This window comes from Microcella putealis (assembly GCF_004216575.1).
Classification (GTDB): domain Bacteria; phylum Actinomycetota; class Actinomycetes; order Actinomycetales; family Microbacteriaceae; genus Microcella; species Microcella putealis.
Genome location: NZ_SGWW01000005.1, coordinates 122,027 through 135,969, shown reverse-complemented (window position 1 = coordinate 135,969; position 13,943 = coordinate 122,027). Strand labels below are relative to the sequence as shown.

At 68.3% G+C, this 13,943-nt stretch carries 12 protein-coding genes; 10 read left to right on the top strand and 2 right to left on the bottom strand.

Annotated features, from left to right (window positions below):
* The first annotated feature begins 16 nt into the window (after positions 1–16).
* The 4 genes from EV141_RS11625 (at position 17) to EV141_RS11610 (ending at position 2,486) form a co-directional block, all read left to right on the top strand.
* Positions 17–655 carry a CDP-alcohol phosphatidyltransferase family protein gene (locus EV141_RS11625; protein WP_130486135.1) on the top strand — a complete coding sequence of 213 codons (639 nt, stop codon included), beginning with the start codon at positions 17–19 and terminating at the stop codon, positions 653–655.
* Positions 648–1,112: an FHA domain-containing protein gene (locus EV141_RS11620; protein ID WP_130486134.1), complete on the top strand. Its 465-nt coding sequence runs from the start codon at positions 648–650 to the stop codon at positions 1,110–1,112. The genes EV141_RS11625 and EV141_RS11620 overlap by 8 nt, the downstream gene beginning before the upstream one ends.
* On the top strand, positions 1,112–1,822 hold the full coding sequence (ftsR, locus tag EV141_RS11615; protein WP_130486133.1) for a transcriptional regulator FtsR: 711 nt from the start codon (positions 1,112–1,114) through the stop codon (positions 1,820–1,822). Before EV141_RS11620 ends, ftsR begins: the two co-directional genes overlap by 1 nt.
* A 118-nt stretch (positions 1,823–1,940) precedes the next feature.
* A complete protein-coding gene (locus tag EV141_RS11610) occupies positions 1,941–2,486 on the top strand; it encodes a MerR family transcriptional regulator (protein ID WP_130486132.1) in 546 nt (181 codons plus the stop codon).
* A 97-nt stretch (positions 2,487–2,583) separates the two neighbouring features.
* Here EV141_RS11610 and EV141_RS11605 read toward each other — a convergent pair whose 3' ends face one another.
* Positions 2,584–3,387, bottom strand: coding sequence for a ParA family protein (locus tag EV141_RS11605; RefSeq protein ID WP_130486131.1), 804 nt, complete (start codon positions 3,385–3,387; stop codon positions 2,584–2,586).
* A gap of 115 nt (positions 3,388–3,502) precedes the next feature.
* On the opposite strand from EV141_RS11605, the gene EV141_RS11600 reads away from it, so the two are divergent.
* The 3 genes from EV141_RS11600 (at position 3,503) to def (ending at position 8,788) form a co-directional block, all read left to right on the top strand.
* On the top strand, positions 3,503–6,904 hold the full coding sequence (locus tag EV141_RS11600; RefSeq protein ID WP_130486130.1) for a pyruvate carboxylase: 3,402 nt from the start codon (positions 3,503–3,505) through the stop codon (positions 6,902–6,904).
* A gap of 64 nt (positions 6,905–6,968) precedes the next feature.
* Positions 6,969–8,279 carry a MinD/ParA family ATP-binding protein gene (locus EV141_RS11595; protein WP_185740126.1) on the top strand — a complete coding sequence of 437 codons (1,311 nt, stop codon included), beginning with the start codon at positions 6,969–6,971 and terminating at the stop codon, positions 8,277–8,279.
* Positions 8,280–8,287: 8 nt separating this feature from the next.
* Positions 8,288–8,788 carry a peptide deformylase gene (gene def / locus EV141_RS11590; protein WP_130486128.1) on the top strand — a complete coding sequence of 167 codons (501 nt, stop codon included), beginning with the start codon at positions 8,288–8,290 and terminating at the stop codon, positions 8,786–8,788.
* Positions 8,789–8,803: 15 nt separating this feature from the next.
* On the opposite strand, the gene EV141_RS11585 is transcribed toward def, so the two are convergent.
* Positions 8,804–10,633 carry an AMP-dependent synthetase/ligase gene (locus EV141_RS11585; protein WP_130486127.1) on the bottom strand — a complete coding sequence of 610 codons (1,830 nt, stop codon included), beginning with the start codon at positions 10,631–10,633 and terminating at the stop codon, positions 8,804–8,806.
* 101 nt (positions 10,634–10,734) lie between these two features.
* Between EV141_RS11585 and EV141_RS11580 the strand changes: the two genes are divergently transcribed.
* From EV141_RS11580 to EV141_RS11570, 3 genes are all read left to right on the top strand, one after another.
* The gene (locus EV141_RS11580) at positions 10,735–11,700 is read left to right on the top strand and encodes an ROK family glucokinase (protein ID WP_130486126.1); all 966 of its coding nucleotides are present in this window, start codon (positions 10,735–10,737) and stop codon (positions 11,698–11,700) included.
* A gap of 31 nt (positions 11,701–11,731) precedes the next feature.
* Positions 11,732–12,421 (top strand): lysophospholipid acyltransferase family protein, encoded by a 690-nt coding sequence (locus EV141_RS11575; protein WP_130486125.1) that lies wholly within the window; start codon positions 11,732–11,734, stop codon positions 12,419–12,421.
* A 133-nt stretch (positions 12,422–12,554) separates the two neighbouring features.
* On the top strand, positions 12,555–13,922 hold the full coding sequence (locus EV141_RS11570; RefSeq protein WP_375880251.1) for a class II 3-deoxy-7-phosphoheptulonate synthase: 1,368 nt from the start codon (positions 12,555–12,557) through the stop codon (positions 13,920–13,922).
* Positions 13,923–13,943 lie beyond the last annotated feature (21 nt).

The window sequence follows — 13,943 nt, the reverse complement described above, 5'->3', positions numbered from 1 at the left end:
TCACTAGACTGACCGCGTGTCCGACGCCGCCGCTCGCCCCGTCGTGAGCGACCGCGTCTGGACGATTCCCAACGTCCTGAGCGCCCTGCGCCTGGTGCTGGTGCCCGTTTTCTTCGTCTTCATCGTGGTCGGCAACGACCTGGCGGCCCTCATCGTCATCATCGTGTCGACGGTCAGTGACTGGGCAGATGGCGTGATCGCGCGCCGCTTCGGTCAGATCACGAAGCTCGGCCAGCTGCTCGACCCCGCCGCCGACCGCCTGTTCATCATGGCGGCGGTCATCGGCCTCGCCGTGCGCGAGGTGGTGCCGTGGTGGCTCGTCGCCGTCATCATCGGCCGCGACGTCTTCCTCGTCGTGCTCGGCGTGGTGCTTGCGCAACACCGATTCGGGCCCCTGCCCGTGCATCACATCGGCAAGACAGCGACCTTCGCTCTGTTCTACGCCCTGCCGACCCTCGTGCTGGGGCAGGCGTTCCCGGCGGTGGCCGCGGTGTCCGATCCGATCGGCTGGGCCTTCGCGCTGTGGGGGGCGTTCCTCTACTGGTGGGCGGGCCTGCTGTACCTGCGTCAGACCCGCGCGCTCATCCGTCAACACCCCCTCGACAGCGGCGACGCATCGGATACGCTGGCACGCAGGAGGGCTACCGATGGCTGAGAACACCGCAGGCGGCGACCGCGAGTACCGCCCGCAGGACACGACCGTGCACTACGGGCCAGATTTTGCCGCGCAGTTGGCGGCGATGGAGGCCGGTGCGCGCACGGGCGAGCTCGACATCATCAACGCGCTGCCCTCGGGGTCCGCCGTGCTGATCGTGCGCCGTGGGCCGAGCTCGGGCGCCCGCTTCCTGCTCGACACCGACCTCACGGTGGCTGGCCGTCACCCTGACGCCGACATCTTTCTTGACGACGTCACGGTCTCCCGCAAGCACGCCGAGTTCGTCCGCTCGGGGGTGCGCTTCGCCGTGCGCGACCTGGGTTCCCTGAACGGCACGTTCTACAACGGTGAGCGCATCGACGACACGGTGCCCCTCGTCGATGGCGCCGAGGTGCAGGTCGGCAAGTTCCACCTCACGTTCTACTCCTCCCGCCACGACCACGCGCCGGGCGCCTAATGGCGGCACGGTCCGCCGCAGAGGCGCGCCGACCGTCCACCGCCCCCTCCGCTGGGTTGCTGTCGATCGGTCAGGTGCTCGCCAAGCTCAGCCCCGAGTTTCCCGACCTCACGCCGTCGAAGCTGCGCTTCTTGGAAGAGCGCGAACTCGTGTCTCCCGAGCGCACCGAGGCGGGGTACCGCAAGTTTTCGCCGGCCGACGTTGATCGGCTCCGTTTCGTGTTGACGATGCAGCGCGACCACTACCTGCCGCTGAAGGTGATCCGCCAGCATCTCGACGATCTGGATGCGGGGCGCAGCCCCCAGCTTCCGGCCGGTGTCGATCGCGCCCCGTCGATGCTGTCGACCGAGCGACGTTTCAGCCGCGACGAGCTGGTGCGCGAGGCGCAGGCGACGCCGGGGCTCCTCAGCGACGCGATTACGGCATCCCTCATTCAGCCGGCGGACACCTTCGGCGACGACGCCGTTCAGGTGCTGCGCGCCCTCGTCGAATTGCAGCGCACCGGCATCGAGCCGCGTCACCTCCGCGGCTTCCGCGCGGCGGCTGAACGTGAGTTGGGCCTCATCGAGAGCGCACTGATTCCGGTATCGCGACGCAACGACGCCTCAAGCCGGGCGAAAGCCGCAGAACTCGCACGTGAGATCGCCGGGCAGCTCGAAATCGTGCGCTCCAGCCTGATCCGATCGGCGCTCGGCAAGCTACAGTCGTGAGGGTGAGCCGACACGCCGGAGTGTCGAGCGCGATGTCGCGGCCCTCGCGCCGCGCCGTCGCTAGGGTGGAGGACGTGACAGCAACTGTCACGTTAAGACTGAAGGTTAGGGACGCGCCATGACGGACAGCAGCCGCAGCGACGAACGCTACGACCTCGGCCTGCTCTTCACGGACGGCCTCCCTGACCTCGACGACGAAGCCGGCTATCGCGGCGCCGTTGCCGCTCGCGCCGCCGGAATCTCGTATCGCCAGCTCGACTACTGGGCCCGCACGCAGTTGGTCGAACCGACCGTGCGTGGTGCCGCTGGCTCGGGCACGCAGCGCCTCTACGGCTTCCGCGACATCCTGGTCTTGAAGCTCGTTAAGCGCCTGCTCGACACCGGCATTTCGCTGCAGCAGATCCGTACCGCGGTCGAGCAGCTGCGCGAGTCGGGCGTGCATGACCTCGCCCAGACGACGCTGATGAGCGACGGTGCGAGCGTCTACCTCTGCACGTCAGACGATGAGGTCATTGACCTCGTCAGCCGCGGTCAGGGAGTATTCGGCATCGCGGTGGGCAAGGTGCTGCGCGAGGTCGAGACCGAGCTCATCGACCTCGACGCGAGCCCCACCGCCGACCCGAAAGACGAGCTCGCCGCTCGTCGCGCCACCCGCGCCAGCTAGTTCGCTCGTTGCGCCACCTGCGCCGGTGCGCTCGTAGCTCCGTCGCTGATGGTCACCGTCACGACGCGCCACGCGCAGCTCTCGTGACGCGCCCGCCCTACTGCTGGGCGTACTCGCCGATGCGCGCCGTGCGCATGACGCGATCGAGCAGCTGATCGAAGTTGCGCGCCATCTCTTGCGCGCTCTCGCCCGGCCACACGTGGAGGGGCTTCGCGGCACCCTGCGCCTGCTGAAGGGAGGTGCGTTCGGGCAGCTGGGGTGAGAGCACCAGTGGGCCGAACATGTCGCGCAGCTCTTTGATGCGGAACTGGTGCTCGAGACTCTGCACGCGGGCACGATTGACGACGATGCCGAGGGGCTGCAGGCGCGGCGAGAGCCCGCGGCGAATCTCCTCGATCGCGCGCAGGGCTCGGTCGGCAGCGGCGACGGAAAACAGGCCGGGCTCGGTGACCACGATGACGCGGTCGCTGGCGGCCCATGCGGTGCGGGTGAGCGCGTTGAGCGAGGGCGCGCAGTCGACGAGCACGAGGTCGTACTCGCTCTCGATGTGCGCGAGCGCTTCCTCGAGCTTCCAGATTTCGCGAATGGAGGGGTGCGGGCCATCGAAGTTGATGGCGCTCGGGCTGCCGATCAGCACATCAACGGTGCCGGGGCGGCCGCGGGTCCAGCCAGAGGGGGCGATCGCCTGGCGCACGATGCGCTCCTTCGGCGAGCCGAGCACGTCGGCGATCGTGAGGCGGCCAGCGATCTGGATGTCCATGCCGGTCGACGCGTCCGACTGCGGATCGAGGTCCACGACCAGTGTCCGTAAGCCCCGCGAGAACGCCGCAGACGCGAGCCCGAGGGTCACGGTCGTCTTGCCGACGCCCCCCTTGAGGGAGCTGATGCTCAGTACGTGCACGGAAGAAGACCCTACCTTCACTAGGCTATGGAACGCGTGCATCCGCACCGTCCGCGGACGTCCCCGGCCACCACCCCCGACGCGACGCCTCGCCGTCGTGCCAGGAAAGGACGCAATGTTTCAGAAGATTCTCGTCGCCAATCGTGGAGAGATCGCCATCCGGGCGTTTCGCGCCGCGGTCGAGCTCGGCGCCAAGACCGTCGCCGTCTTCCCGTATGAAGACCGCAACTCGTTCCACCGCCTGAAGGCCGACGAGGCCTACCAGATCGGCGACGAGGGGCACCCGGTGCGTGCCTACCTCGACGTCGACGAGATCATTCGCGTCGCGAAACTGTCGGGCGCTGACGCCATCTACCCCGGCTACGGCTTTCTGAGTGAGAACCCCGACCTTGCCGAAGCCGCACGGGCCAACGGCATCGCCTTCATCGGGCCGCCGCGCGAGGTGCTCGAGATGGCCGGCAACAAGGTGTCGGCAAAAGACAAGGCGATTGCCGCGGGCGTGCCCGTGCTGAAGTCGAGCCCGGCCACGACGGACATTGAGGTCTTGGTCGCGGCCGCCGACGAGATCGGCTTCCCCATCTTCGCGAAGGCCGTCGCCGGCGGCGGTGGGCGCGGCATGCGCCGGGTCGAGACCCGAGACGAGCTGCGCCCCGCCCTCGAGGCCGCCATGCGCGAGGCCGACAGCGCCTTCGGTGACCCGACCATGTTCCTCGAGCAGGCGGTCGTGCGTCCGCGCCACATCGAAGTGCAGATCCTTGCCGACGCGACGGGTGAGACCGTGCACCTGTTCGAGCGCGACTGCTCGATCCAGCGTCGCCACCAGAAGGTCGTCGAGATCGCGCCGGCCCCGAATCTCGACGAGAGCATCCGCCAGGCGATGTACCGGGATGCTGTCGCTTTCGCGAAGTCGATCGGTTACGTCAACGCCGGCACCGTCGAATTCTTGCTCGACACGGCCGGTGAGCGGGCCGGCCAGCACGTCTTCATCGAGATGAACCCGCGCATCCAGGTCGAGCACACCGTGACGGAAGAGGTCACCGACGTCGACCTCGTTCGCGCGCAGATGCTCATCGCCGCGGGGGAGACCCTCGAGGGGCTCGGGCTGCGCCAAGAGCAGATCCACCTGCGCGGCGCCGCGCTGCAGTGTCGCATCACGACGGAAGACCCCGCGAGCGGCTTCCGCCCTGACACCGGCAAGATCACCACCTACCGCTCGCCCGGTGGCGCTGGCGTGCGCCTCGACGGCGGCACGATCGCGGCGGGCGCGCAGGTGAGCCCGCACTTCGACTCGATGCTCGCCAAGATGACCTGCCGCGGTCGCGACTTCGCGACGGCCGTTGGGCGCGCGAAGCGTGGCCTTGCCGAGTTCCGCATCCGTGGCGTGACCACGAACATCCCCTTCCTTCAGGCCGTGCTCGACGACCCCGCGATTCTCGCGGGCGACCTCGCGACCTCGTTCATCGACGAGCGCCCGCAGTTGGTCACCATGAACCCCTCGAAAGACCGCGGCACGAAGATGCTGACCTGGCTCGCCGATGTCACGGTGAACCAGCCGAACGGTCCCGGAACGGGCGTCATCGACCCGGCGATCAAGCTGCCGGCCGTCGACCTCGAGGCCGCGGCACCGGCCGGCTCGCGCGACCGCCTGCGTGAACTCGGCCCGGTCGGCTTCGCCGCCGAGCTGCGGGCGCAGACCGCGCTCGCCGTCACCGACACCACCTTCCGCGACGCGCACCAGTCGCTGCTCGCCACGCGCGTGCGCACCCGCGACCTCGTCGCGGTCATGCCCCACGTGGCGCGGCTCACGCCCGAACTGCTGAGCGTCGAGGCGTGGGGCGGTGCCACCTACGACGTGGCGCTGCGTTTCCTTGGGGAGGACCCCTGGCAGCGTTTGGCCGCCATGCGCGAGGCCCTGCCGAACGTCGCCATTCAGATGCTGTTGCGCGGGCGCAACACGGTGGGCTACACGCCGTACCCGACAGAGGTGACGCACGCGTTCGTGCGAGAGGCGGCCGCGACGGGCATCGACATTTTCCGTATCTTCGACGCCCTCAACGACGTCGACCAGATGCGCCCGGCGATCGACGCCGTGGTCGAGACCGGAAGCTCGGTCGCCGAGGTGGCGATGTGCTACTCGGGCGACCTGCTGAACCCGGCCGAAGACCTCTACACGCTCGACTACTACTTGGCGTTGGCCGAGCGCATCGTTGATGCCGGTGCGCACATCCTCGCCATCAAAGACATGGCGGGGCTCCTGCGAGCGGGTGCCGCCGAGAAGCTCGTTGCCGCCCTGCGCGAGCGATTCGACGTGCCCCTGCACGTGCACACGCACGACACCGCGGGCGGTCAACTCGCGACCCTGCTCGCGGCGTCCCGCGCGGGGGCCGACGCGGTTGACGCCGCCAGCGCGCCGATGGCCGGAACAACGTCGCAGCCGTCCCTGTCGGCACTCGTGGCGGCCCTCGCGCACACCGAGCGTGACACGGGCCTCGACCTCGACGCGGTCAGCGATCTCGAGCCCTACTGGGAGGCCGTGCGCCGCGCCTACAAGCCCTTCGAGTCGGGTCTTCCCGGGCCGACTGGTCGCGTCTACCACCACGAGATTCCGGGCGGCCAGCTGTCGAACCTGCGCCAGCAGGCGATCGCCCTTGGCCTCGGTGACCGCTTCGAGCTCATCGAAGACTGGTACGCCGCAGCCAACCGCATTCTGGGGCGTCCGACCAAGGTCACGCCGTCGTCGAAGGTCGTCGGTGACCTCGCGCTGCAGATGGCGGCCGCGGGCGCCGACCCGGCAGACTTCGAAGAAAACCCGCAGAACTACGACATCCCCGACTCGGTGATCGGCTTCATGGCGGGCGAGCTGGGCGACCTGCCGGGCGGGTGGCCCGAGCCGTTCCGCACGAAGGTTCTCGAGGGGCGCACGGTGAAGCCGGGGGTCACCGAGCTCACGGCCGAGCAACGCGCAGCGCTCGACGGCACGACCGACGAGCGGCGTCTCATGCTCAACCAGTTGCTGTTCGCCCAACCGACCCAACAGTTCCTGCAGGTGCGGGAACAGTTCGGCGACGTGTCGGCGCTCGCGACGCCCGACTACCTCTACGGGCTGAAGCCGGGCGAGGAACACGTCATCGAGATGGAGCGCGGCGTCACCCTGTTCATGGGTCTGGAAGCCATCAGCGAAGCCGACGAGAAGGGCATGCGCACCGTCATGGCCACCCTGAACGGTCAATTGCGACCGGTGCTGATCCGCGACCGGTCCATCGCGGTCGACACCGCATCCGCCGAAAAGGCCGACCCGGCGAAGCCCGGGCACATCGCCGCGCCGTTCAGCGGCGTCGTCACGCTGCAGGTTGACGAGGGCGACGAGGTCGAGGTGGGCGCCACGATTGCCACGATCGAGGCGATGAAGATGGAGGCCGCGATCACGTCGCCAGTCGCCGGCACCGTCGAGCGTCGCGCAATTCCGACGACGCAACAGGTGGAGGCGGGTGACCTGCTGGTCGTGGTGAGCTCCTAGCCGGCGGGGTTGCCCGGTCGGCATGGCCGCTACACTGGCGTGTCGACAACCGGAAGGAGGCCGCATGGCCGAGAAACGCGACGCACAGGGCGACGTGTCGACCGATGTGGTCGGTACGTCCGCGCCGCGCACGGTCAATGATGGCGTCGAGCCCGGCGGAGGCAGCGAGCTCATCGCGCAGGTCCCCGACTCGCTCTCGATCGAGGTCGACCTGCCCGCAACCACGCACGATGCTCCGCACGACCCGACGGCCGAGCTCGTCGAGCGCGGCGTCGACCCGCAGATTGTTGAGATGCTGCAGACCGGTGCGACGACGATTCCGCTCACCGATCAGCGCCTGCAGAGCGTCTTGACCCAGCCCGACTTGAGCACCATTGACCCCGCGGCCTTGCCGGCTGACCTCACGCGCCGTGCGGGCTACGGCAACGCTGGCCCCGAGGTTGCGGGAATGCTCACGGCCGACCGCCTCCTTGACCCGAAGCGGGCGCGTCCGAACGGGCCGGAGGGCTTCTGGCCGCGCCTCGTGTACACGACGACGCTGCGCCAGGTAAACATTGGCGACTCGCGTCGCGTGCGGGAACGCAAGGAGTTGGATGCGCGCATCGCGGCTCCGCTCGGCCTCGACTCCCGCTTCGTGCCGGTTCTCACGCGCAAGGGCGGCGTGGGCAAGACCACCGTCACGACGCTGCTGGGCATGGCTCTCGCCTCGGTGCGCGAAGACCGCGTGATCGCGATCGACGCGAACCCCGACCGAGGCACCCTCGCTGAGCGCGTCGCCAAGCAGACCCGCTCGACGGTGCGCGACGTCGTCAACAAGGCGGCGTCGATCGGCGCGTACAACGACTTCTCGACCTTTGTCTCGCGTGACGCGACGCGCCTCGACGTCTTGGCGAGCGACACCGATCCGCTGCTGTCCGAAGCGTTTGACGCTGACGACTACAACGTGGTCGCCGATCTCGCCGCGCGGTACTACTCGATCGTGCTCACCGACTGCGGTACCGGCATCGTGCACTCGGTCATGCGTCCGACGCTCGACCGGGCAGACACGATCGTCATCGTGTCGGGCGGCAGCGTCGACGAGGCCCGGCTGGCCAGCGAAACGCTGACCTGGCTCGAGGCGAACGGCTACGAGCACCTGGTGCGCGGTGCCGTGGTCGCCATCAACACCGCGACCCAGGGCACCAACCTCGTGAAGCTCGAAGAAATCGAGGCGCACTTCGCCTCGCGTGTGCGCGAGATTGTGCGCATCCCCTACGACGAGGTGCTCGCCGCCGGCAGTGTCGTGAAGTGGAGCGACCTGAAGCCGTACACCCGCCACGCGGCGCGCGAATTGGCGGCCCTGGTGGTCGAGGGCATTCCGCGCCCGACCGCGTAGCGCATCCCATGACGGTTCGTCCGATTCGCCTGTTTGGCGACCCTGTATTGCGCTCGCGCACTGACGAGGTCACCACCATCGACGACCGCGTGCGTCAGCTGGTGGCCGATCTGCTCGACACCGTTCAGGTGCCCGGGCGCGCGGGCGTCGCGGCCAACCAGATCGGCGTAGGCCTTCGCGTGTTCAGCTTCTTCGTCGACGAGCGCCTCGGCTACGTCATCAATCCGCGCCTCGTCGAGGTGCGCGGTGAGCCCGAACCGGTCGATGAGGGCTGCCTCTCGGTGCCCGGTCTTGCGTACCCCCGCATGCGCCACCCGTGGGCGCGCGTCGAGGGTATCGACCTCGAGGGCAACGCGGTGATCGTCGAGGGCGAGGGCCTGCTCGCTCAGGCGCTGCAGCACGAGACCGATCACCTCGACGGGCGCGTGTACGTGGAGGGGCTTGAGCCCGAGCTGAAGCGTGAGGCGATGCGCGCGATCAGGGGCGCCGAGTGGTTCCAGCGCCCCTGACCGCGGCCGTCACGCTTACTGGCTGAGCGAGATGCCCTGCGTCTCGGGCGCTCCCGAGTAGATGCCGTCGATCACGTCGGCAAAGTCTTTCGTGATCACGTGGCGCTTGATGCTCATCTTCGGGGTGAGGTGCCCCGAGTCTTCCGTGAACTCGCTCCCAAGAATGACGAACTTGCGAATCGACTCGGCACGCGAGACGCGGCCGTTGGCGACGTCCACCGCGCTCTGCACCTCGGCGAGCACCTTGGGGTTTTTGGCGGCATCGGCCAGCGACATCTGCGCGTCTTCGCCGTTGTTGTTAAGCCACACCGGCAGCATCTCGGGGTCGAGAGTGATGAGCGCCGACACAAAGGGCTTCTGGTCGCCGACCACGACGACCTGACCCACGATGGGGTTCGCCCGAATCGGGTCTTCGAGGGCCGCCGGAGCGACGTTCTTGCCGCCGGCGGTGACGATGATCTCTTTCTTGCGGCCCGTGATCGTGAGGTAGCCGTCGTCGTCGATCGTGCCGATGTCGCCGGTGTGGAACCAGCCGTCCTCGGTCATGACCTCGGCAGTCGCCTCCGGCTTCTTCCAGTAACCGGCGAACACGTTCACGCCGGTGATCAAGATTTCGCCGTCCTCGGCAAGCTTGATGCCCACGCCGGGCAGGGCGGGGCCCACGGTGCCGATTTTGAAGTTGTTGACGAGGTTCACCGACGCCGGTGCCGTGGTCTCCGTCAGGCCGTAGCCCTCGAGGATGCGCACGTTCAACGCGCGGAAGAAGTGGCCGAGGCGCGTTCCGAGCGGCGCCGAGCCCGAGACGGCGTACTGCACGCGGCCGCCCATGGCGTTCTTCAGCTTCGAGTAGACGAGCTTGTCGAACAGGGTGAACCGCAGCTTCAGCCCCAGCGGAACGTGGCCGGTGTCGAGGGCCTTCGAGTACTCGATCGCGGTGTCGGCGGCTTTTCGGAAGATCTTGCCCTTGCCGCCAGCCTCGGCCTTCTGCTCGGCCGAGTTGTAGACCTTCTCGAACACGCGGGGAACCGCGAGCAGGAAGGTCGGCTTGAACGAGCCGAGCGCCGGCAGTAGTTGCTTCGTGTCGGCCTGGTGCCCAACCTTGATGCCGCCGTGCACACAAATGATCGAGATGAAGCGGGCGAAGACGTGTGCCGTCGTGATGAACAGCAGCGTCGAGGCGCCGGGGGCGAAGACCTCCTTCATCGCGATGCGCGCGTTGCGCGACAGTTCGACGAAGTTCGAGTGCGTCAGCATGACGCCCTTCGGCACACCGGTCGAGCCCGAGGTGTAGATCAGCGTGGCGAGGTCGCTTCCGACCGCGGCGCTGCGGCGCGCTTCGACGGCCTCATCGGTCACGTCGGCGCCATCTGCGGCGAGCTTCTCGAGCGCGCCCAGGTGCATCTGCCAAACGTGGCCGATGTTCGGCACCTCGCTGGCGATCTCGTCGAAGCGCGCGTAGTGCTCGGCCGACTCCACGATGAGGTGGTTCGCTTCCGAGTCGTCGAGGATGTACTGGATCTGGCTCGGCGAGCTGGTCTCGTAGATCGGCACGAGCACCGCTCCGGCAAACCACGCCGCGAAATCGACGAGCGTCCACTCGTAGCGGGTCTTGCACATGAAGCCGATCTTGTCGCCGGGCTCGACGCCCGCGGCAACGAAGCCCTTCGCGAGAGCGACGACCTGGCGGTGGAACTCTTCCGCCGTCACGTCCTCCCAGCCGCCGTCGGCGGTGGGGAGAGCAAAGAGGGCGTCGGCGGGTGCCTGGGCAACACGATCGACGAGCAGATCGGTGGTGTTCGCGTCGGGGTCGGGGGTGACGACAGCCGGGACGACGAATTCATTCACGGTAGCTCCTTTGGCACCGGTCGGTGGTTGGTGACGATGCGACAACCTTACCCGCGCCGCCATGAGCTGTGCAGGGCCTGTGGGCGCTAGCATGGCGACCCGTGCATGCAATTGGGATCGACATTGGCGGAACGAAGATCGCGGGAGCGCTCGTTACGGATGACGGCGCCATCGTGGCGGAAGAGCGTCAGCCGACCCCCGCATCCGACCCGGCAGAGATCGTCGAGATCGTCGCCGGGATGGTTGAGCGCCTGAGCGCCGGCCACACGGTGATCGCGACCGGTGTCGCCGCCGCCGGGTTCATCGACGCCGAGCAGTCGACCGTCTACTACGCCCCGAATATCTCGTGGCGCAACGAGCCGTTCCGTGACCGCCTGCGGGCCCGGCTAGGCATGGACGTCACGATTGACAACGACGCGAACGCCGCGGGCTGGGCCGAATTTCGCTACGGCGTCGCCCGCGACGCGCACCACATGACGATGCTCACCATCGGTACCGGCGTGGGCGGGGCGATCGTGATCGGCGACCAGCTGGTGCGCGGCGGCTTCGGCGCGGCCGGCGAGCTCGGCCACCTGCGCGTCGTGCCCGACGGGCTGCCCTGCGGGTGCGGAGCCCGTGGCTGCATCGAGCAGTACGGCTCGGGCCGTGCACTGCTGCGCATGGCGAACGAGATCGCCGACGCGGGCGGCATCGGCACCACGCTGGCGACGGCGCGTCGCGACGCCGGCGAACTGACCGGCGGGATGCTCGCGCAATTTCTCGCGGACGGTGATCCGGGCGCGCTCCACGCGCTGCGTCAGTTGGGGCACTGGCTGGGTCAGGCGTGCGCCAGCCTCGGAGCCGTGCTCGACCCCGAGCTGTTCGTCTTCGGTGGGGGAGTGTCGGTGGCGGGCGAGCTGCTGCTCGAGCCCGTTCGTGAGTCGTACCTCGCGCACCTGCCGGCGCGCGGCTACCACCCCGAGCCGCGCTTCGTGGTCGCCGAGCTCGTCAACGACGCGGGCGTCGTCGGCGCTGCCGACCTCGCGCGCATCCACGCCGCGGCCATCGGCGCGGCCCCGCGGGGTTAGTCTTGGCGAGGCCACTGCGAGGGGAGCGACGATGTTCTACTGGTTGATGAAGAACCTGGTCATCGGTCCCATCCTGCTGACGGTCTTCCGCCCCTGGGTGCGCGGTATCGAGAACGTTCCGCGCTCGGGCCCCGTCATTCTCGCGAGCAACCATCTGTCGTTCGTCGACTCGATCTTTCTGCCGCTCGTGCTCGATCGCCGCGTGGTGTTTCTCGCCAAGAGCGACTACTTCACCGGCCGCGGCCTCAAAGGCTGGCTGACGAAGATGTTCTTCGAAGCCTCGGGTCAGCTGCCGATCGACCGCTCGGGCGGCAAGGCGTCGGAAGCCTCGCTGAACACGGGGCTTCGGGTGCTCGCCGAGGGGCGCGCTCTCGGCATCTATCCCGAAGGAACGCGCAGCCCCGACGGCATCCTGTATCGGGGTCGCACCGGCGTTGCCCGCATGATCCTTGAGTCGGGCGCCCCTGTCATCCCCGTCGCGATGATCGACACCGAAAAGGTCATGCCGATCGGCACCCGCGTGCCGAAGGTGCTCCGCCCCGGCATTGTCTTCGGCGAACCCCTCGACTTCAGTCGCTTCGCCGGAATGGAGGGCGACCGCTTTGTGCTGCGGTCGATCACCGACGAGATCATGTACGAACTCGGGCGGTTGAGCGGCCAGGAGTACCGCGACGTGTACGCCACGACCGTGCGTGACAAGCGCCCCGCCCACGTTCGCTGAGCCCTGAGCGGCCGCCGCCGCGACGACAGAAGCGCCCGGCGCGCTGGGCTAGGCTCGAATGCGCGGGGCTCACGCCGCCGCGTCGCCGCGCTCGTCGCGGATCCACCCCCTCTCGTCAACTGGAGTGCCGCCCGTGGTCGACCCGACCGAAACTGTGATCGCTGCTGACCCCGACATCGTTACCGGTCTCGACCACTGGCGCACCCTGCCGATCAAGCAGCAGCCCGCGTGGCCGAACGCCGCCGCGGCGCAGGCTGCCTCGGCCGAGCTCGCGACGATGCCGCCCCTGGTCTTCGCCGGTGAGGTCGACAACCTGCGCGACCGCCTGGCCCGTGCGGCCCGCGGCGACGCTTTTCTCCTGCAGGGCGGCGACTGCGCCGAGACCTTCGCGGGCGCCACCGCTGATCAGATTCGCAACCGGGTGAAGACCATCCTGCAGATGGCTGTCGTGCTCACCTACGGCGCATCGATGCCCGTCATCAAGATGGGCCGCATGGCCGGTCAGTTCGCGAAGCCCCGCTCGAGCGACACCGAGACGCGCGGCGACGTCACCCTGCCCGCGTACCGCGGCGACATCGTCAACGGCTACGACTTCACCCCCGAGTCGCGCGAGGCTGACCCGCGTCGTCTGCTGCAGGGCTACCACACGAGCGCCTCGACGCTGAACCTCATCCGTGCGTTCACGCAGGGTGGCTTCGCCGATCTGCGCATGGTGCACTCGTGGAACAAGGGCTTCGCGGCGAACCCCGCGAACCAGCGCTACGAGGGGCTCGCGAAAGAGATCGATCGCGCCATCAAGTTCATGGAGGCGGCGGGCGCCGACTTCGACGAGCTGAAGCGCGTCGAGTTCTACTCGAGCCACGAGGGCCTCCTGATGGACTACGAGCGGCCGATGACCCGCATCGACTCGCGCACGGGGCTGCCGTACAACACGAGCGCCCACTTCCTCTGGATCGGCGAGCGCACGCGCGAACTCGACGGAGCTCACGTCGACTTCTTCCGACGCATCCGCAATCCCATCGGCGTGAAGCTCGGCCCGTCGACGACGCCCGAGACGATGGAGCGGCTCATCGATGTGCTCGACCCCGACCGCGAGCCTGGTCGCCTGACCTTCATCACGCGGATGGGCGCCGGCACGATCCGCGACGCGCTTCCGCCGCTGCTCGAGGCCATCAAGGGCATGGACGCGAACCCCCTGTGGGTGACCGACCCCATGCACGGCAACGGCCTGACAACGCCCACCGGCTACAAGACGCGTCGTTTCGACGACGTCGTCGACGAGGTCAAGGGCTTCTTCGAATCGCACCGCGCTGCGGGCACGCACCCCGGCGGCATCCACGTGGAACTGACGGGTGACGACGTCACCGAGTGCCTCGGCGGCAGCGAGATGATCGACGAGCAGACCCTTGCCACGCGGTACGAGTCGCTGTGCGACCCGCGACTGAACCACATGCAGTCGCTCGAGCTCGCGTTCCTCGTCGCCGAAGAGCTGTCCCGCTAGCCGAACTCGTCGCGCGGCAGG

What these genes read in the sequence shown, in the direction of transcription:
- ftsR (WP_130486133.1), top strand. Translation starts at nt 1,112, where the DNA reads ATGGCGGCACGGTCCGCCGCAGAGGCGCGCCGACCGTCCACCGCCCCC.
- EV141_RS11620 (WP_130486134.1), top strand. Translation starts at nt 648, where the DNA reads ATGGCTGAGAACACCGCAGGCGGCGACCGCGAGTACCGCCCGCAGGAC.
- EV141_RS11610 (WP_130486132.1), top strand. Translation starts at nt 1,941, where the DNA reads ATGACGGACAGCAGCCGCAGCGACGAACGCTACGACCTCGGCCTGCTC.
- def (WP_130486128.1), top strand. Translation starts at nt 8,288, where the DNA reads ATGACGGTTCGTCCGATTCGCCTGTTTGGCGACCCTGTATTGCGCTCG.
- EV141_RS11600 (WP_130486130.1), top strand. Translation starts at nt 3,503, where the DNA reads ATGTTTCAGAAGATTCTCGTCGCCAATCGTGGAGAGATCGCCATCCGG.
- EV141_RS11595 (WP_185740126.1), top strand. Translation starts at nt 6,969, where the DNA reads ATGGCCGAGAAACGCGACGCACAGGGCGACGTGTCGACCGATGTGGTC.
- EV141_RS11575 (WP_130486125.1), top strand. Translation starts at nt 11,732, where the DNA reads ATGTTCTACTGGTTGATGAAGAACCTGGTCATCGGTCCCATCCTGCTG.